The organism is Pantoea nemavictus (assembly GCF_037479095.1).
GTDB lineage: Bacteria > Pseudomonadota > Gammaproteobacteria > Enterobacterales > Enterobacteriaceae > Pantoea > Pantoea nemavictus.
The window spans coordinates 4,101,289-4,124,711 of sequence record NZ_JBBGZW010000001.1 but is presented as its reverse complement, the minus strand read 5'-3'; the positions used below and the strand labels follow the sequence as shown (position 1 = coordinate 4,124,711).

The window sequence follows — 23,423 nt, the reverse complement described above, 5'->3', positions numbered from 1 at the left end:
ATTAATGCTCCTGAGCTAAAGAGGTCGGCTGAGACGGCGAGCGACGGCGGTTAAGTAACAGCATGAGGAAGGCTGACAGCAGCATGAATCCACCCACCACGAACATCGGCAAGGCGTAGCTGTTGGTGGCGTCATGCAGCGCGCCGGTAATGTAGCCCGCGGAGAAGCCCGCTACGTTTCCTAAGGTATTGATTAAGGCAATGGCTGCGGCAGCAGAGGCGCCGGTCAGGAATTGCGTCGGTAAGGTCCAGAAGTTCGGCAGTGCGGCGAAGATCGAACTGGCGGTGATCGCAATCACCATGATGGTGGTGAACGGCGAATCCATATACAGCGCCAGCGGTACGCTGATGCCGCCTGCCAGTGCCGGAATCGCGATGTGCCAGGTTTTGCAGCCGCGACGGGTGGCATCTTTCGACCAGAAGAACATCACCACGGCGGCGATCAGGTATGGCACGCCGGTAATCAGCCCTTTTTGCATCACGTTGAAGGTGGTGCCGAACTGCTGTTGGAAGCCGGCGATGATGGTCGGCAAGAAGAACGCCAGTGCATACAGGCCATAGATAAAGCCGAAGTAAATCAGGCACAGCATCCAGACGCGGCCATTACCCATCACTGAGCGTAAGCTGTGTTTCTGATGGCCCTGCTTCTGCTGATGCTCGGCTTCAAGCTCAGCGGTCAGCCAGGTTTTCTCTTCAGCGGTTAGCCACTTGGCCTGACGCGGTGAATCCACCAGCCAGAACAGCGCGGCGATACCAATCAGAATCGCCGGAATTGAGACGCCCATAAACATCACGCGCCAGCCTTCCATGCCAAACAGACCATGCTGCTGAATCAGTGAGGCGGCTAATGGCGCACCGAACACCACCGTCAGCGGTTGGGCAAGATAGAACAGCGACAGGATTTTGCTGCGATGACGCCCCGGCACCCACATGCTGAGATAGAGAATCGCGCCAGGGAAGAAGCCGGCTTCGGCGATACCCAACAGCAAACGCAGCGTATACAGACCTTCCACACTGCTCACCCAGGTGAACAGCAGCGAGACAATGCCCCAGCTGATCATGATGCGCGCCAGCCAGCGGCGCGCGCCGAACTTATGCAGCGCCAGGTTGCTCGGCACTTCCAGCAGGATATAACCAATAAAGAAGATGCCCGACGCCAGGCCGAACTGCAGTGCGGTGAGGCCGAGGTCTTGCGTCATGCCGTTGGGGCCGGCAAACGAAATCGCGGTGCGATCGAGGAAGTTAATAAAGAACATCAGCGCCACGAACGGCACTAAACGCCAGGAGATTTTTCTGATGGTGGATTGCTCCACCGCCGTCATTGTTGGTTGTTTCATAACGCACCTCCACGACGTGCGTGAGTGATCATTTCTTTTGGTGGTGTTGACCAAACGCCAAAGGAGCGCTGGCTGCAGGAGTACTGAGAGGTACGGTGTAAATGACACATGTTCGAGTCCTCGATGGGTCTTCTTGTACATTGGTATAGTCATGCGAACATATGAACAGTACACGGATAAATGTGCACACCTCAACTGCAACACGTGAAAGTGTGAGCGCGCTCATGAGATTTGATTTTGGCTACATTATCGGAGTTTTACCCTGATAAGCGCGGGCAGCAGCGCGCGGACGGGGTTTTTACGCGGGATTTATCGGCGAAAATAAGGGTTATTCATATGAACAGCCATTGAACATATGATTGTATTTATGGCAGTCTGTAGCTGAACATCTTCTCGCCTGCGGAACAAATGAGCAGGCGTCAATGCATACCCTGCTGGAGTACCATGATGAAAACAATCGCAATTGGCGCCGATGATGCGGCTATCGAATTGAAAAATGTGATTAAAAAGCTGCTGGAAGAGAAAGAGTATGTGGTGACGGACTACACCAATGACGCACAAAACGACCGTCCAATGTACCCGGACGTGGCATTTGCGCTGGCCACGGCCATACAGAAAAATGAGTTTGAGCGCGGCATCCTGCTGTGCGGTACCGGCATTGGCGTGGCGATTGTCGCTAACAAGGTGGAAGGCGTGCGTGCCGCGCAGTGCCACGATACCTTCTCCGCCGAGCGTGCCCGCAAGAGCAACAACGCGCAGATCATGACCATGGGCGCGCGCGTTATCGGGCCTGAACTGGCGAAGAACATTGTGAATGCCTGGCTGGCATCGGAATTCGAAGGCGGCGGATCAACCGCCAAAGTTGAGAAAATCGGTTATTACGAGCAAGTGTCCCACGCTAAATAAGCGCCGACCTCGCCCCTCTGGAGAACCTTATGTCTACACGCCGGGAAAGAGCCAACGCCATTCGCGCGTTAAGTATGGATGGCGTACAACAAGCCAATTCGGGACATCCGGGTGCCCCGATGGGCATGGCGGATATCGCCGAAGTGCTGTGGCTCGACTTTTTGCAACACAATCCGCGTAATCCAAACTGGGCCAACCGCGACCGCTTTGTGCTGTCGAACGGTCACGGCTCAATGCTGATTTACAGCCTGCTGCACCTCACCGGCTACGATCTGCCGCTCAGTGAATTAAAAAATTTCCGTCAGCTGCACTCGAAAACGCCAGGCCACCCGGAATACGGCTACACCGCAGGCGTGGAAACCACCACCGGCCCGCTGGGCCAGGGCATCGCTAACGCCGTTGGCTTCGCCATTGCCGAGCGCACGCTGGCGGCGCAGTTCAACCGTCCGGGCCATGACATCGTAGACCATAACACCTACGTGTTTATGGGCGACGGCTGCATGATGGAAGGTATTTCACACGAAGTGTGCTCCATCGCCGGCACCCTGAAGCTGGGCAAACTGGTCGCCTTCTATGACGACAACGGCATCTCCATCGACGGTCACGTCGACGGCTGGTTCACCGACGACACCGCCAAACGTTTCGAAGCCTACGGCTGGCACGTGGTGCGCGGCGTGGACGGTCACGATGCGGACGCCATCAGGAAAGCCGTTGAAGAAGCCAAAGCGGTTTCCGACAAGCCTTCGCTGCTGATGTGCAAAACCGTGATTGGCTTCGGCTCGCCGAACAAAGCCGGCACGCACGACTCGCACGGCGCGCCGCTGGGCGCCGACGAAATCGCGCTGACCCGCAAGCAGCTGGGCTGGAACCACGGTCCGTTTGAAATCCCTTCAGACATCTACGCGCAGTGGGACGCCAAAGAAGCCGGCCAGGCGAAGGAATCCGCGTGGGACAAAAAGTTTGCCGCCTACGCCGCCGCGCACCCGGAGCTGGCTGCCGAGTTCACACGTCGCGTGAACAACGAACTGCCGGCTAACTGGGCCAGCGAGTCGCAGACGTTTATCGAGCAGCTGCAGGCCAATCCGGCGAAAATCGCCAGCCGTAAAGCCTCGCAGAACGCTATCGAAGCCTTCGGTAAAATCCTGCCGGAATATCTGGGCGGCTCGGCTGACCTGGCGCCAAGCAACCTCACCATGTGGTCCGGCTCGAAGCCGATCAACGAAGACGCAGCGGGCAACTACATTCACTACGGCGTGCGCGAGTTCGGTATGACCGCGATCGCCAACGGCCTGGCGCTGCACGGCGGCTTCCTGCCGTACACCGCGACGTTCCTGATGTTCGTCGAGTACGCGCGCAACGCCGCCCGTATGGCCGCGCTGATGAAAATCCGTCAGATCATGGTCTACACCCACGACTCGATTGGCCTGGGTGAAGATGGCCCGACGCACCAGCCGGTTGAGCAGATGGCCAGCCTGCGCGTGACGCCAAACATGAGCCTGTGGCGCCCGTGCGACCAGGTTGAGTCGGCGGTGGCGTGGAAGTACGCCATCGAGCGCGTTGACGGCCCGTCGGCGCTGATCTTCTCGCGTCAGAACCTGGCGCAGCAGGATCGTAGCGCTGAGCAGCTGGCTAACGTGGCGCGCGGCGGTTACGTGCTGAAGGACAGCAACGGCACGCCGGAGCTGATCCTGATCGCCACCGGTTCGGAAGTGGAGCTGGCGGTGAGCGCTTACGAGCAGCTGACGGCGGAAGGCCGCAAGGTGCGCGTGGTCTCCATGCCATCCACCGACGCGTTCGACAAGCAGGATGCGGCGTACCGTGAATCGGTGCTGCCGAAAGCGGTGGCGGCGCGCGTAGCGATCGAAGCGGGTATCGCGGACTACTGGTTCAAATACACCGGCCTGAACGGCGCGATCGTCGGCATGACCACCTTCGGTGAGTCAGCGCCAGCGGATCAGCTGTTTAAAGAGTTTGGCTTCACCGTTGAGAACGTGGTTAAAACGGCGAAATCGATTCTGTGAGAGTGAAGCGGCGTCCCAGCGGGACGCCCTTCTTAACTACGCGGTAATACGAATGATTTTTTGCGTCATGCTCATGGCTGAGTCAAACGGGCCGGTATTGCGCACAATTTTTACCATCACGCTGGCGCCCACCCAAAGCTGATACAGGCTTTCCGCTACCCGGCCGGGTGTATCATCAATAGCCAGTGAACCCTCTTCAACGCCCGCTTCCAACGCTTCCGCCAGTCGCGAGATGATACCCGAGGTGCCATTTTGCAACGTAACGCGCATGTAATCCGACAGATCGGCAACTTCAGCGCCCAGCTTCACCGCCAGGCACTTGCCCTGACAATCGGAGAACGATTGCGATTCGCGCCACAGCTGCCAGTAGTTCATTAGCCGCTGCGCCATCGTGAGCCCCGGCTGAGCAAGCGTGGTATCAAGCTCAGCCAGATAATCATCAAAATAGCGCGCCAGCATCGCGACGCCGAACGCTTCTTTCGAACTGAAGTAATGGTAGAAAGAGCCTTTCGGCACGCCCGCATCGGTGAGGATTTCATTCAATCCGACCGCCGAAAACCCCTTGCCCGCCATAATACGTTGGCCGGTGGCAAGGATGTGATCGCGGATTTCATTACTGTGTAATTGGGATGTAGTAGTCATAGTGTTAGATTACCAAATACTAGACCAGTCGTCTATGACCAGATTATACGCAAATTACTGCGATAAGCTAAGGGCCGCTTGCTCGATCGCCGCCGCCATTTCCCTTGGCTGTGAGGCATAGAAAGCATGATTGCCTTTCAGTTCCGTCACCGTGCGACAAGGGAGTAGACAGCGGTTCATCCCGATAAGTTTATTGCGCCAGTTGTTTGATTAACTGTTGCGCCGTCTCTGCTGAAGAAGTTGGGTTTTGTCCGGTAATCAGCAAACCATCACTAACCACATATGAACTCCAGTCGGCACCTTTCGAGTACAGACCGCCCTTAGCGATCAGCTCGTCTTCCACCAGGAACGGCACCACCTTCGTCAGGCCGACAGCTTCCTCTTCGCTATTGGTAAAACCGGTGACTTTGCGCCCTGCTACCAGCGGTTTTCCTGCTGGCGTTTTGACGTGGCGCAGCACGCCCGGTGCATGACATACCAGCGCCACGTGTTTGTTGGCTGCGAGGAAACCTTCGATCAAGGCAATCGAGTGCTTATCTTCGGCTAAATCCCACAGCGGACCGTGGCCGCCCGGGTAAAACACCGCGTCAAAATCCGCAGGTGAAACGCTATCCAGACGAACGGTGGCGGCGAGCTGTGCGGTTGCTGCAGCATCTGCTTCAAAGCGATGGGTTTGTTCGGTCTGAAAATCGGGCTCGTTGCTTTTCGGATCTAACGGAGGGTTGCCGCCTTTCGGTGACGCCAGGGTGATTTCTGCGCCGGCATCTTTGAAGGCGTAGTAAGGCGCAGCCAACTCTTCCAGCCAGAAACCGGTTTTGCGGCCGGTATTACCCAATTGATCGTGTGAGGTCAAAACCATAAGAATCTTCATTGTAAATCTCCTGCTTGCTGGATTTAAACATCTAAACTAGACCAGTCGTCTAGCGCTTGAATTCAAAGTAGCAGCAAATAGACCAGTCGTCTAGAGGTTAATTCATTTTTTACTGCCATGAAATGCGCCCGCGTTTGTTACTTTCTATCCGCTTGCGGGTAATCTATCCCCATTTACTCTCCCTCATGGAACTGGAGAAATCATGTCCACCTTACGTTTGCTCATCTCTGACTCACACGATCCCTGGTTTAATCTGGCGGTGGAAGAGTGTATTTTCCGCCAGATGCCAACGACGCAGCGTGTGCTGTTTCTTTGGCAGAATGCTGAAACCGTGGTGATCGGGCGCGCACAAAATCCATGGAAAGAGTGCAATACGCGGCGCATGGCAGAAGACGGCATTAAGCTGGCGCGCCGCAGTAGCGGTGGTGGCGCGGTGTTTCACGATTTGGGCAACTGCTGCTTCACCTTTATGGCCGGCAAACCGGAATACGATAAAACCGTCTCTACCGCGATCATTCTGCGTGCGCTTGAGCAGCTCGGCATTGCCGCTGAAGCGTCAGGGCGCAACGATATCGTGGTGAATGTTGACGGTGACGTGCGCAAAATTTCCGGTTCCGCCTACCGTGAAACGCCAGATCGGGGTTTTCATCATGGCACCTTTTTAATGAATGCTGATCTGTCGCGTCTCGCCGATTACCTCAATCCAGACATCAAAAAATTACAGGCGAAAGGCATCAGTTCGGTACGATCGCGTGTGGCTAACATCGCCGATTTGGTGCCGGACATCAGCTTTGCAGCGATATGCCGCGAGGTGATTGCCGCCTACTTCGCTTACTACCATGAGCAGTGCGAGCCGGAGCATATCTCCCCTGAGGCGCTGCCTGACTTACCTGGCTTCAAGCAGCAGTTTGCCCGGCAAAGCAGCTGGGAGTGGAATTATGGCAACGCGCCGGATTTCTCGCATTTGCTGAATGAGCGCTTTGTCTGGGGCGGCGTGGAGATCCATTTCGATGTGGAACGCGGCGTGATTTCCCGCTGCCAGATTTTCACCGACAGCTTGAACCCTGCGCCATTAGAGACGCTGGCGTTACGCCTGCAGGGCGCGGTATATCGACCAGAAACCATGTCGACGCAAGTTGCGCAGTTGAAAGCGGAATGTCCAGAACAGCTGAATGAACTGAGCCAGCTGGAAAGCTGGCTGGTCAGTAGCGTGAGTTAGCTATGATTCAGGTGCGCCGTTGCGCGCACCTGTTCGCTTATTTGCTCTCTGTCTGCACCACTAAATCAGGTTCCTTGCCCACCAATATCAGCGTCAGGCTAAAGGACATAATCAAGGCAATCGCCACACCAGAAACCGCCCAGATAAAGTACGGTCCAATATAGGCTGGCAGACTAAAGATACTGGAAAGAATGTAGCCATATAAACGCACGCCAAAGAAACCAATAAACGCGGATGCCAACGCGCTGGAAACCGTGGCGGCGATAAAGGCTTTTTTGTAGCGGGTTAATACGCCAAACAGCGCCGGTTCCGTGATGCCTAATAGTGCTGAAATGGCGGCTGAAAGTGTTACCACTTTATCCTGACGATGTTTACTTAATGTCCAGATAGCAAAAGTCGCGCCGGCAATCGACATATTGGCCATAAACATCATGGGCATTAACATGTCATAACCGCGATCGCTGAAGTTTTGTAGCGCGATCGGTGTCATCGCATGGTGCATACCGGTTAGCACCGCAATAGGCCGGATCGCGCCGACAATCAAGCCGGCAAAGCTGGAAGAAATACTGAATAAGCCTTCAATAAATAACGCTAACCCTTTGCCCAACCAGATGCCCATCGGGCCAATCACCACCAGCGCCGTCAGTGCCGCGAGGAACAGCGTTAAGGTTGGCGTAAAGACGGTCTTCAACACCTCGGGCATAATACGATCCACCCAGCGATGGATATAGCTGAGCGCCAGAATAGAAAAAATTACCGGAATAACGCTGGAGGCATAATTAAACACCGAAACCGGAATCACGCCCATCAGCCAAAACGCACTTACCGCCCCTTCCTGATGTGCCGCCAGCGTTTTAGCCGCGTCGATTAATGTGGGATACATTAAACACGCGGCAACAGCCGCCGCGAGATACTCATTGGTTTTAAATATTTTGGCTGCAGAGACTGCCAAAAAGAACGGTAGGAAATAGAATACTCCGCTGGCGATTAAATCAATCACCATTACCGTATCACTCTTTGCCGAAATCAGTTTTAACGCCACTAATCCGGCCAGCAATCCTTTGATCATCCCTGCCCCAGCAATCGCCGGGACAATAGGCCCGAATACGCCGGACACGGTATCCATAAACATCGACACCACACTTTTACGTGTTTTTTCACTCGACGCAGTCTGTGCGCTATCGCTATTTAATACCGGAGCGATCTGCTCATACCAGCTATTCACCTGCGGACCAATAATGATTTGAAACTGCTCGCTCTGCATTTGCGCACCCAGTACGCCGGGCAAGGTTTTAATTTCACTCTGGTTAACTTTATTGTCATCAATCAGATCAAAGCGCAGGCGCGTCATGCAGTGCCAGACTTTATTAATATTACTCTTCCCACCCACTAAGTGGATTATATTTTTTATGACTTCCTGCGTTCCCATAGTGGCTCCTGAGGGAAGAAAAATGGTGTGATAAAAGCTGCCGTGGATGGTAATAAATGCCAGAGTGCAAAACAAACCAATAAATCATGATGAAGATCACAAAACCTGCCACAGCAGGACAAATAAACCATTAAATTCCTAATTGGTCCGTTTTTTTAAGGAAAAATTAAAGCTTTCCTAACCAATATTTATTTCTTAAAAAAGGGTTTGCGCCTCAATAAAAAGCCAGTAATTATACGCAAAAAAATTCTTATCATACTGCTTTGATGTCGAACGCAGTCACTGCGCTGCAGGAGTATTTCTCGTGACCCCAACGATTATTGAGAGTATTAGCTGTTTTATTACCCGTCCGGATCGCCATAATCTGATTACCGTACGCGTCACCACCAATAAAGGCATTACCGGTCATGGCTGTGCGACTTTTCAGCAGCGTCCGCTGGCGGTGAAAACCATGGTTGATGAATATCTGGTACCGTTATTAGTGGGACGTGATGCCAACAATATTGAAGATTTATGGCAGATGATGAACGTCAATGCCTATTGGCGTAATGGCCCGGTAACCAATAATGCTATTTCAGGGATTGATATGGCGTTGTGGGATATTAAATCACAGCTGGCAGACATGCCTCTCTATCAGCTGTGGGGCGGTAAAGCGCGCGATGCCATTGCAGCTTATACCCATGCCAGTGGAGAAACGCTGGCCGAACTTTTTAGCTCGGTTGATAACGCATTGGCAAAAGGCTATCGCCATATTCGCTGTCAGCTCGGTTTTTATGGCGGCACCGCGAAAGAGCTGAATTCGCCAGAGAACAGTACGGCTGGCGCCTATTATTCTCAGCAAGAGTACATGGCAAATACCCTTGAGATGTTCCGCGCGTTGCGAGAGAAATACGCCCACCGTTTTGAAATCCTGCACGACGTTCATGAACGCCTGTTTCCACAACAGGCCATTCAGCTGGCAAAACAGCTTGAACCCTATATGCCCTATTTCCTCGAGGATGTGCTGCCGCCGGCGCAAACAGCCTGGCTGGCACAGTTGCGTCAGCAAAGTGCGGTTCCGCTGGCATTAGGTGAACTCTTTAACAATCCGGCTGAGTGGCATGACTTAATTGTAAATCGCCGCATTGACTTTATTCGCTGCCACGTCTCGCAAATCGGTGGCATTACGCCCGCTTTAAAACTGGCGACGCTGTGTCAGGCGTTTGGCGTCAGACTGGCGTGGCATGGTCCAGGCGATATGACACCGATTGGCGTCGCGGTGAATACGCATCTAAATATCCATCTTCACAATGCCGCGATTCAGGAGTTTATTCCGCGCTCGGCGTTGACGGATGCCATTTTCCCAGGCGCGCCGGATATCAAAGAGGGCTATCTTTATCCCCCGCAGGCCTCGGGCATTGGCGTAACGTTTGACCAGGAGTTGGCAGAAAAATATCCGGTGGTGTACCGCCCGCATGAATGGACGCAGAGCCGTCTGCCGGATGGCACTATTCACACGCCGTGATTTAGCGCTGTTCCTGACGGAAGCGCAGATTGTCGGAATTGTGCGGAATCAGGTAGGTGCAGGTGTAATTAATATCAATGATGTCACTGATTTCATACACCTGCCCGCCCTGCAGAATACCGCGGTTAATAATGTGCATCGCCGGGCTGCCTTTTTTACACTGCAACAGAGCCGCCTGTTCGCGATTAACGTTAATAGCCCGATAGCTGGTGAGCAAATGTGAAATCTGGTAGCCCTTAGCTAACACGTATTGCTGTATCGAACGCTCAATCACTTCACCGCTAAGGTCAGCAAATAAGCTGGCGGGCATGCGTGATATTTCGATCTGCACCGCGACATTATCGACAAAGCGCAGGCGGGAAAACTCCCAAATAAACGCGTCATCATTGATGGCGAATATTTGCTGCTCATCGCTGTCCGGGCGTCGTTTGCGCAGGCTAATCGCGCGGTAATGCATCTGGTCGAAGCGTTTTTCGGTGATGGAATTATAAACCAGCGGGTTATTACGTACCGTTTCATTGATCCAGATACCTGAGCCCTGCACGATGCGCACGGCGCCGATACTCACCAACTTCTCCAGCGCCTGGCGAACGGTAAAACGCGAGACACCATACTCTTCCGCCAGTTGGCGTTCAGGAGGCAATTTGCGCGGTGCCGATGCGTCTTCCTGATAGATCTTGCTCAGCAAATCCTGGGTAATGAACTCTTTCTTTTTCATTGAATTACCCTCCTACGGTCGATGTTCTGCCGATCATAACACGAGGAGGGTAACGCAACAGGCTGCGTTAGGCGCCGCTGACGGTGCCACTCAGCACCGCAGGCGCATCATCCTGCACCATAAACGCCACCAGCGTGGCATCACGCTCACCCGTAAGCACTGGCAATGCCGTCGCCGCACTGACGGAGTCGCCCTTATGCAGGCGCTCAGCGTCTATTTTCACAATACCGTCCAGCACGGTTATCCAGCTGGAATAGCCTGCGCGCTGCGGAAGTTGCACTCGCTCGCCGCGTTCCAGTTTCACATCATAAATATAAACGGCCTGACCCAGCGTCAACGGTGCTTCGCTGCCGTGCGGCCCGGCCAGCAGCGTCCAGGCGTTAACTGCTGCACCGCCTTCACGGGTAAAGCTATTAATACGTGCTTCGCCACCAGACCGGGCCGGGCGAATGCTGGCCTGCAGCATCTCGGTTTCGATAAAGGGTGCAGATTGTTCAACACGCGCACCGCTGCCCGCACTCACCATCAGCGCACGTTTCGCGTTGAGTGAAACAGTGGCACCATTCTCAGTACGGTGCAGCAGCGAGCCGCGCCAGACGTAGCTAAAAATCTCGTCGTCCTGATGAGCTTGCAGCGGGATTTTCGCACCCAGCTGCAGCGTCATCTGGTCGATAATCGCTAATGGCCCGAACGCTGCGCCAGGACGCTGACGCCGAATAGTAAATGGGCCATATTCAAACAGTTGATCGCGATCGGCACGCAAGATGTTCATGGCTATTTTCCTCAATGATTTCTCTCTGACAACCATCATAGAGGCTGAAAAAATCCTGAACAGCAGGCAAAACTGCTCACTTACATCAAAACTTTTGAATAAGGGATGCCGGCTGTTTACCTGCCCATCCTGAGACAATATTGATGCATAAGCGGGTGTCGGATAACGCGTTTATACGGTGATCAGGGTGATATTCTCGTCACGAAAGGCGTTGTAAAACTCTTTATTCAGACTCTCTTCAACCACCAGCACATTTATCTGTTCGCAACCTGCAACTGTAAATCTGGCAACCGCGGGGATTTTATCGGCGGTGAGTCCAACGATCGTCTGATTGCTTTGCTTGATCGCCGCTTTTTTAAATTCACAGTCTGCAAAGTCAAAACCGGTTAGCCCCGAGTCGGGACTCATGGCGCATCCGCCGATAAAGGCCTGGTCAAAGATGATATTTCTAAGCTGCTCAATGGCGGTATTACCTACGCAACCGCCGCTTTTTTTCTGAATATGTCCGCCCAGCATAATGACGTCGATATTGGGATGTTTTAACAGCACGGCAGCAATATCCGGTGCATTGGTGGCCACCGTTAATGAGAGCGCCTCCGGCAGCGCCAGCACCATCGCCAGATTAGTGGTGCCCGCATCAACAAAAATGCAGCTATCGCTTTTAACCAGAGCTGCGCACTGTTTCGCGATTCTGTCCTTTTCTGCGTGGTTATGCTGTTTTCGCTGTTGAAATGCATCCGCTTCGGGCAGCTGCAAGACTGCACCACCATACACTTTTTTGCACAGCCCCTCTTTACTCAGCTCATGTAAATCGCGCCGGATAGTGTGTTCAGATACCTGCATTTGCCTGGCGAGATCCACACACACTACGCGGCCCTGCTCACGCAAAATCTGCCGTATCAATGCCTGTCGCTGTTCGGGGAAAGCCGCATAATCGAGCATATTAATTCCTTAAACCATCACAATCGATCTATACTGAGCATAATCATGCAAACGTGCAGTGATTGTCAATTTTCAAGTGCAACCCTATGGGAATCTGCCTTTCGCGCAGAGGGCATTGATTCGTTTTTAACGAGGAATGAAATGATACAAAAAGCCCTTAGTACCTCCTCCGGCCTTGCGACACGCCTGACGTTCTTCGTGGCGGGCTTCGTTACGGCAACCTGGGCCGTGATTGTGCCTTTCGCGCGCAATAATACCGGCGTCAACGAAGCCATGCTTGGCACTCTGCTGTTGTGCCTGGGTTTTGGTGCGTTGATCGCTATGCCCGTAACCGGTTTATTAACCAGCCGTTTTGGCTGCCGCCGGGTGATCATCGTGGCCATCGGCTTAATCATCCTGAGCACGCCACTGCTGGCTGTAATAGCGGATCCGTTACTGCTCGGGCTGGTACTGCTGGTGTTTGGCGTCGGGGTTGGCGTGACCGATTGCGCCATGAACATTCAGGCGATTCTGGTCGAGAAACAATCATCTGCTCCTTTGATGTCTGGCTTTCACGGCATGTACAGCTTTGGGGGGATTGCTGGTGCCGGTTTCATGACTCTGCTGCTGTCGCTGGGGATGTCCGTTTTGACCGCAACGCTATTGGTCACTGGCGCGGTGATAGTGTTAACCCTGCTCAGTTATCCCGGCCTGCTGACCTATGCTAATCCCAAAGAGGGGCCCGCCTTTGCCGTGCCGCGCGGTAACGTTTTACTGCTCGGCATTATCTGCTTTGCGGTATTTCTGACGGAAGGGACGGTGCTGGACTGGAGCGCTGTCTACCTGACGCAGGTCAGAAATATCCCTGAGACACTCGGTGGTCTGGGTTATACCTGTTTTGCCATTGCGATGACGTTAGCCCGGCTAACCGGTGACCGTATTATTGCCACGCTGGGTCGGTTACCTGTGGTGCTGGCAGGTGCCTTAACCGCCGCGGTAGGACTGGCGCTGGTCACCTATACGCCTGCGTGGCCGTTGGCGTTGCTGGGATACGTCCTGGTGGGAGGCGGCTGTGCCAATATTGTACCGGTCATGTTCTCTGCTGTCGGCCAGCAGAAGGTTATGCCGCAAGCCGTTGCGGTGCCGGCAATCACCACCATGGGCTATCTCGGGGTGTTAAGCGGCCCAGCGATGATCGGCTTTATCGCGCACGCCAGTTCACTGGCCTTTGCCTTCTCACTCATCATGGTGTTGATGCTGATGGTTGGCGCGCTGTCTCTCACACTGAATCTGGGTCAAAACAAGGCAGAAAGAGAAAGCGTATGAAAATTGCCCACATGGCATTATGGACGCGAAATCTGGCTGCACAGCAGCACTTCTGGCATCAGTTTTTTGGCGCAACCTCTAACCCGTTGTACGTCAGCAAAAACCGGCCTGGTTTTCGCTCTCACTTCATTAGTTTATCGGAGGGGCCCACCATCGAGCTGATGACGCTTGAAGCGTTAGCGCCAGGTCCGCACGGCGAGGAGCTTACCGGTTGGGCGCATATCGCCATCAACGTGGGCGGCAGAGAAGAGGTCGACTTGATGGTGAAACGCGCATCAGAGCAGGGAATTTTAGTCAGTGCCGCTCGGCAAACCGGTGATGGGTTCTATGAGGCGATCATTCGCGACCCCGACGGTAATCTGATCGAAATTGTCAGTGATCAATAACAAAACTGCACAGCTAATTTTAGCTGGCTGCGCAGTTTTCATCTTCAATCTCCTGACCAAACCGCCTGTAGCGCCAAATGCGGGCTGGTTAATGGCCGCTCATCATGCGTAAACAGCGTTGTCGCGGCGGCCATGGACACCTGCGCCAGCGCCACATAATCGGCACCCTGCTGCCTGCCGTTTTTCACTGCCTGGGCGATCAGTTGTAAATACGCTTCCTGCTGGCCAGCTTTAAATGCTGTCCAGGCGCCGGGGATGAGCTGCACATCAGGATGCTGTTCTGCCGGCAATGTTGCTGGGCAAAACAGCGCACGCGTGGCGGCGAGAGTCGATTCTGCCGCGCACAGCACCAGCGACTTACCGCTCAGGCTATGCACCTTATCTGCCAACATACCATCGGTGCGATAGACCGGACACGCGCTCCCCACGGCAGTAAACCCATCGGCGACCGGCCCAAGCGTGGAGCAGGTGATCAGAATGGCATCGAACCACGGCGTCAGGCTATGTAACAGCTGTTCCAGCTTATGCTGCTGCTGAGACGTCATGCCGCCTGTTAGCTCGGCTTCAGCCAGCAGATGTGGCATGACGATATGGCTCAGCGCGGTATTTTTCATTCCCAGTGAATGCGCCGCGTTATCGAAAATGGCGATGTTACTGGCAGCGGTGTGCAGGCAGGCAATGGTCATGATTGTCCCCGTTTAGCTTCTGTGCTTCACTTTATTGAATTATTTTATAAAATTATCAATCATTTATTTCAAACGCTAATTGCAACGTTGCAAGGAATTTGAGCATGGCATCCTCTCTTTCGCTGACCGACCTGGGCCCGCGCATCTGCATTCTTGGTCCATCGAACAGTGGGAAATCGACGCTGGCGCAGGCCATTGCCGCTAAAACTGCGTTGCCCCTGATTCATCTCGATCAGCTTTTTCACTTGCCGGATACACATTGGCAGCCGCGCAGCGAAGCGGCGTTCCGTCAGCTGCATCTTGACGCCATTGCAGGTGAGCAATGGGTGATGGACGGCAACTATGTGCGCTGTCTGCCTGAACGTTTGGCGCGTGCCAGTGGGCTGATTCTATTGGATATTCATCCTGCTCATAGCCTGCTGCGTTATATCCGGCGCACCCTGTTTGATGCCCAACGCATTGGCGGTGTTGTCCCGGCTCATCAGCGCGAGCACCTGACCTGGGAGATGACGCGTTATTTGCTGGTGACCACGCCGGGCCATCGGCAACGCAATCGTCGTATGTTCGAGCAGTGGACGCTGCCCAAGCTGTTTATCACCTCGCCCTCCCAGCTCAACACCTGCTATCAGGCATGGGGACTGTCACGCGACAAATAAAAAAGGCGCCCATTGGGCGCCTTAGTCTGCTCTGTAACGATTATTTCAGTCGGAACGCGACAACGCTGTCACCCGCCTGGGTGCCGAGCGAACCGTGACCGCCAGCGGCAATCACCACGTACTGCTTGCCGTCTTTACCCATAAAGGTAGATGGCGTGGCTTGCGCACCGGCACTCAGTTCGGTCTGCCACAGCAGTTCACCGGTGGTGCTGTCGTAGGCGCGGAAGAAGTTATCCGCTGTTGCACCGTGGAACACCAGATCACCCGCCGTCAGCAACGGACCACCGTGCGCCACCATGCCCATCGGGAAACCGATTGGGAAGCGGCCAGGCAGGAAGCTGGTCTTCAGGTTTTTGGTGACACCGACGCGGCGCAGCCATTCGGTTTTACCGGTCTTCAGATCCACGCCCACCATGCGGCCCCAAGGTGGCGCAACACACGGAATGCCGAGGCCAGAGGCCAGCTGCTGGATATGAATGGCGTAATCACCGTGGAAGTTTTCGTTCCAGTACGGCTGACCATCTTTGGTGAACAGGCGCTCGGTGGCGGTCTGCTCGCTGCGTTTGATCAGGTTGTACTTGTAGGCCAAACGCACTGGCGCGGCAATCAGCATTTGACGCTGCGGATCGACAGCGACAGAACCCCAGTTGAACACACCAATGTTGCCCGGGAAGATCAGCGAACCGCCTTCGGTTGCTGGCGTCCACGGATTGCCGTCATAGCGCAGGCTGCGGAAATCCATGCGGCATGACATCTGGTCAAACGGCGTGATGCCCCACATTGACTTCTCGGTCAACGGCTGTGGAATGAAGTTCAGGCTCGAAACCGGCTGAGTCGCGGCAAATTTCTCGCCCGCTACGCCACCTTCGGTAGACACTTTCACCTGATTCACTGGATACACCGGCTGACCGGTAAGACGATTCAGGACAAACAGGTTGCCGGTTTTGGTCGGCAGAATCACCACGGGCTGCTTCTGGCCCTGATAATCGATGTCCACCAGCGAAGGCTGTGACGGATTATCGCGGTCCCACAGATCGTGGTTAGAGCTCTGATAGCGCCATTTGAACGCACCGGTCTGCAGATCCAGCGCCACCAGCGCATCGCGGAACTTCTCGGTGTTGCTGTTCGGATCGCGCTCAATGCCCACTTCATCCGGAGAAGCGTTACCAAACGGCACATAGACTACGCCGTTTTTCAGGTCAGCACTCAGCGTGCCCCACGCCACTGGCGTGTCCTGCGGATAGTTCTGACCCGCGGCGATCGGTGCGGTGTTTTCCGGGTTAGCCGGATCAAAGTTCCACACCAAACGGCCCGATTGCACGTCATACGCACGAATCACGCCTGAAGGGTTGCCGCTGTTGAAGCCGTTGTCCATCACTGAACCGCCAACGATCACCAGCTTGCCCGCCACCAGCGGTGCTGCGGTTTGCATCAGCGCATGTGGACGCACTTCGCCCATGTTGGCATGCAGATCAACCACGCCGTTCTGACCGAAATCAGCGCACGGTTTACCGGTATCCGCATCCAGCGCAATCAGCTGAGCATCAGTGGTCGCATTGAAGATACGCTTACGGCAGATGGCCGGATTCGCAGCGCTATCCTGCGCGGCTACCGGGGCTTCTTCGTAATAGCTTACGCCGCGACAGGTTTGGTGCTGCTGCAGGTAAGAGCGATCTTTATTCGGCGTAAACTTCCACTTCACCGCGCCGGTTTCTGGATCGAGCGCGTGCACCTCGTTATGCGGCGTACAGAAGTACAGCATGCCATTGGCTTTCAGCGGCGTCGCTTCAAAGGTGTATTCAGTCGCATCGGCATCCTGACGCAGATCGCCAGTATGATAGGTCCATGCCACTTCAAGGTTTTTGACGTTCTCTTTGCTGATCTGGTTCAGCGCGGAGAAACGCAGGCCATCGGACGATCCGCCATACGCGGTCCAGTCGTTAGATGCGCCCTGCTCGCTGTTCTGCTCGCGCGCATTGCTGATGGTGCCTTGTTGCGGAACCGGATCGTAGAAACACAGCCCAATCACCACCACAATCATGATAATCACCGTGCCGCCAAGGAAGCCATGGAAACGGCGCTCACCGCGATACAGCGGCTTCACCACCCACGGCATGGCCAGCCACAGGCCGATCACGCCGAATAGGTCACCGCGCGGGATCCACTGCCACTTATCAAAGCCCACTTCCCAGATAATCCAGGCCAGCGTAATCCACATCAGCACCGCATACAGCGCCAGCGCACTGCGCTGGTTGCGGAACAGTAAAATCGCGGTAATCAGTAATCCCACCGCCATCAGCGCATAGAAAGCGCTGCCGCCCAGCATTAACAGCTTGCCGCCCATGTACAGCAAGGCAATCGCCAGAATCGCGAGCACGATACTGGTTAGTTTGTTAACCATGCTAATCCCTCAACCATTTTCATCAAAAAAACCTCAAAAATAACCCCACATAAAATCAACAGAATTTTAACTTACGTTACCGTTTAGTAAAAACCCGTTGCGAGGTGTGTCGTTAGCTCCGCTAATGAATGTAGTTCGGCTAATGGCTGCTAGCTGCCGCCTCGCTCAATGTGTGACTGAAATCACGTTTCATTTTCGTTGAGAGAATTAATCATTAGGCGAGAAAATTCGCATTTTTTGATAACGGAAAACCACGAAACGGCGCGACAGGATGGCTTTTGCGTCGCGGACATAACCTTGTGCGGATTTGTTACTACGCCCGTAGTAAGAGAAAACTTACGCTGTTTTCTTTTTACCTGGGAAACGTTATGAAATTCACATTATTAGCCAGCTCATTAATTCTCCTCGCTCTCTCTTCAAACGCGGCCAGCAACTCGCTGGTGGTGGGCGATCAAAAAGGCAATGCCCGCGCGGTGATGTCCGCCGCCGGTGAACTTAACAATGTGCCTTATGAAATCAAATGGTATGAGTTCCCCAATGCCGCCCCGCTGCTGGAATCGCTCAATTCCCAGCATCTGGATGCCGGTTTAGTCGGCGATGGCCCGCTCTCCTTTGCGGTGGCTGCGGGTGCGCAAATTCGTGCCATTCAAGCCTCGCAGTATCTGGGGAATGCCATCGTGGTGAAAAACGCTAGCGCTCTGCACACCATCGCCGATCTAAAAGGAAAGAAAGTGGCAACGGTGAAAGGTTCAGCCGGACAAAATATGGTGCTAAACGCGCTGCATGAAGCGGGCCTGCCGGACAACAGCGTGAGTTTTGTCTTTACTACGCCGTCGGAAGCCACGCTGGCGTTGGACAATGGCGCGGTCGATGCGGTGGCGACCTGGGAACCCTATGTGTCGTTTGCCGTAGAGCAATCCGGCGATCGTATTGCCATTGATGGCAAAAACTCGCCGGTTTCAAATTATCTGGTGGCGACCGATAGCGCCATTGCCAACAAGCGTGAGCAGCTTGCGGACTTCCGTCAGCGCCTGATTCGTGCACGCGCCTGGGGCGTGGCGCATCCACAAGCGTACGCCAGCGAGATCGCCAAACTGCTACGCCTGCCGGAAGCGGTGGCGCTGAGTAAGGTGCAGCGCGAAAACAACGCGCCGGTGGAAGATTACGCGTTGGTAGAAAAACGCCAGCAGCTGGCGATCGATACCTTCACGCGCGGCGGCCTGATCAAACCCGGCCTAAAAGCAGACAAACTGGTGGATGCGTCGTTTTTTAATACTCAGGGAGCCGCCAAACCATGATGAATCTGGCGCTCTACCTCGACTCTGGCATCCATCAGGGCGGCTGGCGCCATCCTGATGCAGCGGCCACCGGCGGCAGCAACTGGCCGCTATACCGCAGGATTGCGCAGCGCGCCGAAGCGGCCAAGCTGGATCTGATTTTTGTTGCCGACAAGCTGGCGATTGATGATGTGTACGGCGGCCATCTGGCGCAAACCGCGCAGCATCGCCAGGTTGGCTGGTCTGAACCGCTAACGTTACTGGCCGCGCTGGCAGCCGTGACCGATGATATCGGCCTCGGCGGAACCGTTTCTTCGTCCTATTCGGTGCCTTACACCACCGCGCGCCAGCTGGCGAACATTGACCATATCAGCGGCGGACGCGCGGCATGGAATGTGGTGACCTCGCTAAGCCACGCCGAAGCGCGCAACTTTGGTCGCAGTGAGCACTTCAGCCATGCAGCACGCTATCGCCGCGCCGCCGAATTTATTGAGGTCATGAAGGCGCTGTGGGACAGCTTTGAGGAGGATGCGCTGATTATGGATAAAGCGCAGGCGCGCTTTGCCGATCCCGCGCGCTTCCATCGGCTCGATCATCAGGGCGAATCCTTCGATGTGCAGGGGCCGCTGAACCTGCCGCGCCCGCCGCAAGGCCATCCGGTGGTGATTCAGGCCGGCGTGTCCGATGCCTTTATTGATTTGGCGGCACAGCAGGCGGAGATGCTGTTTGTGGTGCAACCGACGCGGGAACGTGCGCAGCAGTTCTACCACAACCTGAAACAGCGCGCGCTGCAGTATCAGCGTCAGCCGGACCAGCTGCGCGTTCTGCCCGGCATGGTACCGATTGTTGGCAACACGCAACGTGATGCCGAGGAGCGCGCTGAATACCTGAAATCGCTGATCACCGTGGAGTCCGGGCTGAGCTTTGTCTCGGCCAGCATGAATATCGACCTGTCGCAGTATCCTATCGACGGTCCGGTTCCTGATTTACGCGAGCAGATCACCGGCAGCAAAGGCCGCTTCCAGTATGTGATTGCCAGCGCCATTGAGCAGAATCTGACGTTGGGAGAGATGGCAAAACGCTATGCCGAAAGCCTCTCTTTCCCGGCACCGACCGGCACCGCCGATACCATCGCCAAACAGATGATTGAGTGGTATCAGCACCAGGCCTGCGACGGTTTCGTCATTCTGCCGACCTATATTGATGAAAGGGAAGATCGCTTTCTGGAACAGGTGGTGCCGCGCCTGCAGCACGCTGGCGTATTCCGGAGCGAATATCAACCGGGCACGCTACGCGATCGTTTAGGTTTAGTAAAACCGGCAAATCGCTTTCACACTTAGTCATCAATTGAAATAATTTAATTAATAGCGCCGCCGCCTCTGCGATTAGTCCTGGCAGGATTGTTCGCAAAGGCGCGAATAAGCGCGTATTTATTGATATTTTATTTAAGACCCCGACTTAATTCCGATTTAAATTGATTAGCCCGCGCTATATAACGTTATTTTGGGAGTTTCCTCAGCCTGTCACGCCTGATTCAGCGTGATATAAATCACGTAACTGCTCTGCGGCAATGCCGCTTATAAAAGAAGGTTATGATGATCAGCGCAGATTCCCTTTTTCGAAAATTACGTTTTCCTTTTAAACTCACACATGCTGCTATTAAGTTTCCGGTTGCCAATGCACGCGCCAGACAATATCAGGTGATGTCGCCCGAGCAAACCATTGACCTGCTGCTCAGCAACGATGCCCTGTCCGTATGCCGCTACGGCGATGGAGAACTGGAAATGACCCTATTCAAAAATATCGGTTTTCAATCTTTTGATGAACGTCTCTCAATTCGTCTAAAAGATATTCTGCGCCGTGGCAGCCAGCCGAATAATACCTGCTTATTATGTATGCCGGATGCGTTCCGCGGCACCGGCAATATGCGGTTTGGTTCGGCCCTATTCTGGTTTTTTCATAAAGCGTTTTATTTTCGTCATTATGAAGGCTTATTAAAGAAAAATTATTGCTACGGCAACACCTCTGTTACCCGCCCCTATCATGATTATACGGATAAGCAGCAGGCCGCTCGCGTCTTCAGCAAATTTAAGCAGCTGTTCAGCGATAAAAAGATCTTAATCGTTGAAGGGAGCGGCACGCGGCTGGGAATTGGCAATGATTTACTCAACGGCGCCCGCGATATTAAACGCATCACTACACTTAATCGTAACGCCTTCTCGGTTTACAACGATCTCTACACCAGCGTACTGGCGCACGCGCGTGACTACGATATGGTGCTGATGTCCCTTGGCCCTACCGCCACGGTGCTGGCTTACGACCTCAGCCAGCACGGCATCCGCTGTATTGATACCGGCCATATCGATATCGAGTACGAGTGGATGCGCAGTGCCGCGCGCGACAAAGTGCAGGTAGCGGGTAAAAACGTCAATGAAGTCGGCGTGCTACTCAGCGACGCCCCACGCAACGATGATGAGCATTACCGTCAGCAGATCTTGCTGCACGTCGGATTGCCGCAGGAAGCCGTGCTAACCTCGATGGTAATCCATCCACCGCTGGTGTGATTCACTTCGCAAGCAATCGCAAAAAGGGGGTATTTTGAGATTGCTTGAGATTATCGGCAACGCCAAATGACGCTTGCGCGATAGTTATTTGCCATGCCGCTGGCAGAACGCGGCAAGGTCGGATGACTGAAAATCTGCCAGATTCGCCATGAGCTTCTCCAGCGGCCAGTTCCACCAGGCAATCGCCTGCAGCTGGGCGGCAATGTCCGCAGCAACACGCATTCGAATCACTTTGGCGGGTACGCCACCGACAATGGTATACGGCGGCACATCTTTGGTGACCACCGCGCCCGCCGCCAGCACCGCACCATCGCCGATGGTCACGCCCGGCAGCACAATCACGCCATGACCAATCCATACATCGTTACCCACAATCACGCGATCGGCACGACGATCGGCGAAGAAGCCATTATCGCGCTCTGCCTGCGCATCATAATATTCCGGGCAATAGGTGAATCGATGCTGTGAGGCGCGATCCATCGGGTGATTGGGCGCACCCAGTCGCACGTGATTGGCAATAGCGGTAAAGCGCCCAATCTGGGTATCGGCGATGCAGCAGTGTTCGCCCAGATAGGAGAAATCCCCCAATTCGCTGTACTCAAGATAACTCTCTGCCAGCACTTCACACTGCTCGCCAATGTGGGTTTCGCGCATACGCACGCTAGGATCAATAACGGTATGTTGCAATTTTGCCGGTTGCACAGCAGCGAGTGCCATAATCAATGCTCCGTCGTGGTCAGATGTCTGGATAACAGGTTGCAGCGGGGCAACCGCGAGCCACAACACTACAGCGACAAGATGACAGTAATGCTATTGTGCGCGTCTGTGACAGGCGATTTGAGGAGAGGGAATGAGAAGATCACCATGGTCAATTCTGGCGTTGTTATGGTCAGCCGGACAGGCATCCGCCGCGCTGCCCACCGACATCAAAGCCGGAGACATTGTGCAAGTGCAGCTGGCGCAGCTGCATCCCACGCAGGCGGCGATTGGTTATCGTCAACTGGATTACAAGCAGCATCGTTATGAAGCCGAACCGAAAAAGCTGTTTGATGATTATTGCGAAAGCATGGGTCAGAAAGGCGTGGATAAATTTGATGCGCAATCACGCCTCTCGCATCCCAGCAGCTTCAGCTGTAAAGCGCCGGTTGGTAGCGATCCCGGTCCGATGAAAACCGCGGTAATCGCGCCGGATAACGTGCTGTACCTTACCGATGGTCATCACACTTTCAGCAATTTCGCCGATATCGCCGGCCTCAACACGCCGGTGCAGGTGCGCATTACTGATGACTTCCGCAGCCTGAAAACCATGCCGGCGTTCTGGCAAAAAATGGCGGCGGCTCATCTGGTGTGGCTGGATACGCCATCCGGTAAAATTAACCCGGATGCGCTGCCGAAAGAGCTCGGTCGCCAGCACATGCAGAATGATGAATATCGCTCGCTGGTCTACTTCGTGCGCGATATTGGCTTTGAGAAAGAGCAGAATCCGCCGCCGTTCCTCGAATTCTTCTGGGGCCAATGGCTGGAAACTCAGCTACCGCTGAAGAACTTTGACCTTAGCAATCGCAGCGGCTATGCCAAAGCCGTGGAAATCATCGCTGAGAAGATCACCCGCGTGCCGAAAGAGACGGTAATTGCGCAGAGCGATAGCGGCCCGCTGACGGCAGAGCGTCTTGGTGCGCGCAACAAAGTGAATCAAAAGAAATTGGATAAGCTGACCGCGGATAACGGCAAATTGAGCTGGGCCTTTGCCCACTAATTTCTTGCCTGGCGGAGGTTCTCTCCGCCTTA

General features: G+C 54.4%; 21 protein-coding genes. 11 read left to right on the top strand and 10 right to left on the bottom strand.

Annotated elements, in window-relative coordinates; all coding sequences use genetic code 11:
* Position 1: 1 nt before the first annotated feature.
* Positions 2-1,336, bottom strand: coding sequence for an MFS transporter (locus WH298_RS19035; protein WP_049853529.1), 1,335 nt, complete (start codon positions 1,334-1,336; stop codon positions 2-4).
* A gap of 447 nt (positions 1,337-1,783) precedes the next feature.
* Between WH298_RS19035 and WH298_RS19030 the strand changes: the two genes are divergently transcribed.
* Both WH298_RS19030 and tkt read left to right on the top strand, forming a co-directional pair.
* On the top strand, positions 1,784-2,242 hold the full coding sequence (locus WH298_RS19030) for an RpiB/LacA/LacB family sugar-phosphate isomerase (RefSeq protein WP_008104031.1): 459 nt from the start codon (positions 1,784-1,786) through the stop codon (positions 2,240-2,242).
* Positions 2,243-2,271: 29 nt separating this feature from the next.
* Positions 2,272-4,263 carry a transketolase gene (gene tkt / locus WH298_RS19025; RefSeq protein ID WP_180823582.1) on the top strand — a complete coding sequence of 664 codons (1,992 nt, stop codon included), beginning with the start codon at positions 2,272-2,274 and terminating at the stop codon, positions 4,261-4,263.
* Between the two features lie 36 nt (positions 4,264-4,299).
* On the opposite strand, the gene WH298_RS19020 is transcribed toward tkt, so the two are convergent.
* Together WH298_RS19020 and WH298_RS19015 are read right to left on the bottom strand one after the other, a co-directional pair.
* A complete protein-coding gene (locus WH298_RS19020; protein WP_007888312.1) occupies positions 4,300-4,905 on the bottom strand; it encodes a TetR/AcrR family transcriptional regulator in 606 nt (201 codons plus the stop codon).
* Positions 4,906-5,095: 190 nt separating this feature from the next.
* A complete protein-coding gene (locus WH298_RS19015; RefSeq protein WP_007888309.1) occupies positions 5,096-5,776 on the bottom strand; it encodes a type 1 glutamine amidotransferase domain-containing protein in 681 nt (226 codons plus the stop codon).
* Between the two features lie 202 nt (positions 5,777-5,978).
* Between WH298_RS19015 and WH298_RS19010 the strand changes: the two genes are divergently transcribed.
* Positions 5,979-6,995: a lipoate--protein ligase gene (locus tag WH298_RS19010; protein ID WP_180823581.1), complete on the top strand. Its 1,017-nt coding sequence runs from the start codon at positions 5,979-5,981 to the stop codon at positions 6,993-6,995.
* A 37-nt stretch (positions 6,996-7,032) separates the two neighbouring features.
* Here WH298_RS19010 and WH298_RS19005 read toward each other — a convergent pair whose 3' ends face one another.
* Complete coding sequence (locus WH298_RS19005) at positions 7,033-8,424, bottom strand: PTS transporter subunit EIIC (RefSeq protein ID WP_007888306.1); 1,392 nt, start codon at positions 8,422-8,424, stop codon at positions 7,033-7,035.
* 304 nt (positions 8,425-8,728) lie between these two features.
* Between WH298_RS19005 and WH298_RS19000 the strand changes: the two genes are divergently transcribed.
* Positions 8,729-9,928, top strand: a complete 1,200-nt coding sequence (locus tag WH298_RS19000) for an enolase C-terminal domain-like protein (RefSeq protein WP_180823580.1) — start codon at positions 8,729-8,731, stop codon at positions 9,926-9,928.
* 1 nt (position 9,929) lies between these two features.
* Here WH298_RS19000 and WH298_RS18995 read toward each other — a convergent pair whose 3' ends face one another.
* From WH298_RS18995 to WH298_RS18985, 3 genes are all read right to left on the bottom strand, one after another.
* A complete protein-coding gene (locus WH298_RS18995; protein ID WP_180823579.1) occupies positions 9,930-10,646 on the bottom strand; it encodes a GntR family transcriptional regulator in 717 nt (238 codons plus the stop codon).
* Between the two features lie 67 nt (positions 10,647-10,713).
* Positions 10,714-11,418, bottom strand: a complete 705-nt coding sequence (locus WH298_RS18990; RefSeq protein ID WP_180823578.1) for a pirin family protein — start codon at positions 11,416-11,418, stop codon at positions 10,714-10,716.
* Between the two features lie 171 nt (positions 11,419-11,589).
* Positions 11,590-12,360, bottom strand: coding sequence for a DeoR/GlpR family DNA-binding transcription regulator (locus tag WH298_RS18985; protein ID WP_180823577.1), 771 nt, complete (start codon positions 12,358-12,360; stop codon positions 11,590-11,592).
* Positions 12,361-12,501: 141 nt separating this feature from the next.
* On the opposite strand from WH298_RS18985, the gene WH298_RS18980 reads away from it, so the two are divergent.
* Positions 12,502-13,665, top strand: a complete 1,164-nt coding sequence (locus WH298_RS18980; protein WP_180823576.1) for an MFS transporter — start codon at positions 12,502-12,504, stop codon at positions 13,663-13,665.
* Entirely contained in the window at positions 13,662-14,051 is a 390-nt protein-coding gene (locus WH298_RS18975; protein WP_180823575.1) for a VOC family protein, read from the top strand. The genes WH298_RS18980 and WH298_RS18975 overlap by 4 nt, the downstream gene beginning before the upstream one ends.
* 44 nt (positions 14,052-14,095) lie before the next feature.
* Here the strand turns inward: WH298_RS18975 and WH298_RS18970 are convergent, their stop codons facing one another.
* Positions 14,096-14,737 carry a glutamate racemase gene (locus WH298_RS18970; protein WP_180823574.1) on the bottom strand — a complete coding sequence of 214 codons (642 nt, stop codon included), beginning with the start codon at positions 14,735-14,737 and terminating at the stop codon, positions 14,096-14,098.
* Between the two features lie 104 nt (positions 14,738-14,841).
* Here WH298_RS18970 and WH298_RS18965 point away from each other — a divergent pair, with 104 nt between their 5' ends.
* Positions 14,842-15,393, top strand: a complete 552-nt coding sequence (locus WH298_RS18965) for a P-loop NTPase family protein (protein ID WP_007888281.1) — start codon at positions 14,842-14,844, stop codon at positions 15,391-15,393.
* Positions 15,394-15,433: 40 nt separating this feature from the next.
* Here WH298_RS18965 and WH298_RS18960 read toward each other — a convergent pair whose 3' ends face one another.
* Entirely contained in the window at positions 15,434-17,794 is a 2,361-nt protein-coding gene (locus WH298_RS18960) for a membrane-bound PQQ-dependent dehydrogenase, glucose/quinate/shikimate family (protein ID WP_007888279.1), read from the bottom strand.
* A 368-nt stretch (positions 17,795-18,162) separates the two neighbouring features.
* Here WH298_RS18960 and WH298_RS18955 point away from each other — a divergent pair, with 368 nt between their 5' ends.
* The 3 genes from WH298_RS18955 (at position 18,163) to WH298_RS18945 (ending at position 21,635) form a co-directional block, all read left to right on the top strand.
* Positions 18,163-19,092: an aliphatic sulfonate ABC transporter substrate-binding protein gene (locus tag WH298_RS18955; RefSeq protein WP_180823573.1), complete on the top strand. Its 930-nt coding sequence runs from the start codon at positions 18,163-18,165 to the stop codon at positions 19,090-19,092.
* Positions 19,089-20,411 carry an NtaA/DmoA family FMN-dependent monooxygenase gene (locus tag WH298_RS18950; RefSeq protein WP_180823572.1) on the top strand — a complete coding sequence of 441 codons (1,323 nt, stop codon included), beginning with the start codon at positions 19,089-19,091 and terminating at the stop codon, positions 20,409-20,411. The genes WH298_RS18955 and WH298_RS18950 overlap by 4 nt, the downstream gene beginning before the upstream one ends.
* 255 nt (positions 20,412-20,666) lie before the next feature.
* Positions 20,667-21,635, top strand: coding sequence for a GT-D fold domain-containing glycosyltransferase (locus WH298_RS18945; RefSeq protein WP_180823747.1), 969 nt, complete (start codon positions 20,667-20,669; stop codon positions 21,633-21,635).
* Positions 21,636-21,719: 84 nt separating this feature from the next.
* Here the strand turns inward: WH298_RS18945 and WH298_RS18940 are convergent, their stop codons facing one another.
* Positions 21,720-22,352 carry a DapH/DapD/GlmU-related protein gene (locus WH298_RS18940; protein WP_180823571.1) on the bottom strand — a complete coding sequence of 211 codons (633 nt, stop codon included), beginning with the start codon at positions 22,350-22,352 and terminating at the stop codon, positions 21,720-21,722.
* Between the two features lie 133 nt (positions 22,353-22,485).
* Here WH298_RS18940 and WH298_RS18935 point away from each other — a divergent pair, with 133 nt between their 5' ends.
* Positions 22,486-23,391, top strand: coding sequence for a ParB/Srx family N-terminal domain-containing protein (locus tag WH298_RS18935; protein ID WP_180823570.1), 906 nt, complete (start codon positions 22,486-22,488; stop codon positions 23,389-23,391).
* Positions 23,392-23,423: the final 32 nt, after the last annotated feature.

What these genes read in the sequence shown, in the direction of transcription:
- WH298_RS19005 (WP_007888306.1), bottom strand. Translation starts at nt 8,424, where the DNA reads ATGGGAACGCAGGAAGTCATAAAAAATATAATCCACTTAGTGGGTGGG.
- WH298_RS18985 (WP_180823577.1), bottom strand. Translation starts at nt 12,360, where the DNA reads ATGCTCGATTATGCGGCTTTCCCCGAACAGCGACAGGCATTGATACGG.
- WH298_RS18935 (WP_180823570.1), top strand. Translation starts at nt 22,486, where the DNA reads ATGAGAAGATCACCATGGTCAATTCTGGCGTTGTTATGGTCAGCCGGA.
- WH298_RS18960 (WP_007888279.1), bottom strand. Translation starts at nt 17,794, where the DNA reads ATGGTTAACAAACTAACCAGTATCGTGCTCGCGATTCTGGCGATTGCC.
- WH298_RS18995 (WP_180823579.1), bottom strand. Translation starts at nt 10,646, where the DNA reads ATGAAAAAGAAAGAGTTCATTACCCAGGATTTGCTGAGCAAGATCTAT.
- WH298_RS18965 (WP_007888281.1), top strand. Translation starts at nt 14,842, where the DNA reads ATGGCATCCTCTCTTTCGCTGACCGACCTGGGCCCGCGCATCTGCATT.
- WH298_RS18950 (WP_180823572.1), top strand. Translation starts at nt 19,089, where the DNA reads ATGATGAATCTGGCGCTCTACCTCGACTCTGGCATCCATCAGGGCGGC.
- WH298_RS19035 (WP_049853529.1), bottom strand. Translation starts at nt 1,336, where the DNA reads ATGAAACAACCAACAATGACGGCGGTGGAGCAATCCACCATCAGAAAA.
- WH298_RS19010 (WP_180823581.1), top strand. Translation starts at nt 5,979, where the DNA reads ATGTCCACCTTACGTTTGCTCATCTCTGACTCACACGATCCCTGGTTT.
- WH298_RS18990 (WP_180823578.1), bottom strand. Translation starts at nt 11,418, where the DNA reads ATGAACATCTTGCGTGCCGATCGCGATCAACTGTTTGAATATGGCCCA.
- WH298_RS18955 (WP_180823573.1), top strand. Translation starts at nt 18,163, where the DNA reads ATGAAATTCACATTATTAGCCAGCTCATTAATTCTCCTCGCTCTCTCT.
- WH298_RS18980 (WP_180823576.1), top strand. Translation starts at nt 12,502, where the DNA reads ATGATACAAAAAGCCCTTAGTACCTCCTCCGGCCTTGCGACACGCCTG.
- WH298_RS19020 (WP_007888312.1), bottom strand. Translation starts at nt 4,905, where the DNA reads ATGACTACTACATCCCAATTACACAGTAATGAAATCCGCGATCACATC.
- WH298_RS19015 (WP_007888309.1), bottom strand. Translation starts at nt 5,776, where the DNA reads ATGAAGATTCTTATGGTTTTGACCTCACACGATCAATTGGGTAATACC.
- WH298_RS18975 (WP_180823575.1), top strand. Translation starts at nt 13,662, where the DNA reads ATGAAAATTGCCCACATGGCATTATGGACGCGAAATCTGGCTGCACAG.
- WH298_RS18945 (WP_180823747.1), top strand. Translation starts at nt 20,667, where the DNA reads ATGATCAGCGCAGATTCCCTTTTTCGAAAATTACGTTTTCCTTTTAAA.
- WH298_RS18940 (WP_180823571.1), bottom strand. Translation starts at nt 22,352, where the DNA reads ATGGCACTCGCTGCTGTGCAACCGGCAAAATTGCAACATACCGTTATT.
- WH298_RS18970 (WP_180823574.1), bottom strand. Translation starts at nt 14,737, where the DNA reads ATGACCATTGCCTGCCTGCACACCGCTGCCAGTAACATCGCCATTTTC.
- WH298_RS19030 (WP_008104031.1), top strand. Translation starts at nt 1,784, where the DNA reads ATGAAAACAATCGCAATTGGCGCCGATGATGCGGCTATCGAATTGAAA.
- tkt (WP_180823582.1), top strand. Translation starts at nt 2,272, where the DNA reads ATGTCTACACGCCGGGAAAGAGCCAACGCCATTCGCGCGTTAAGTATG.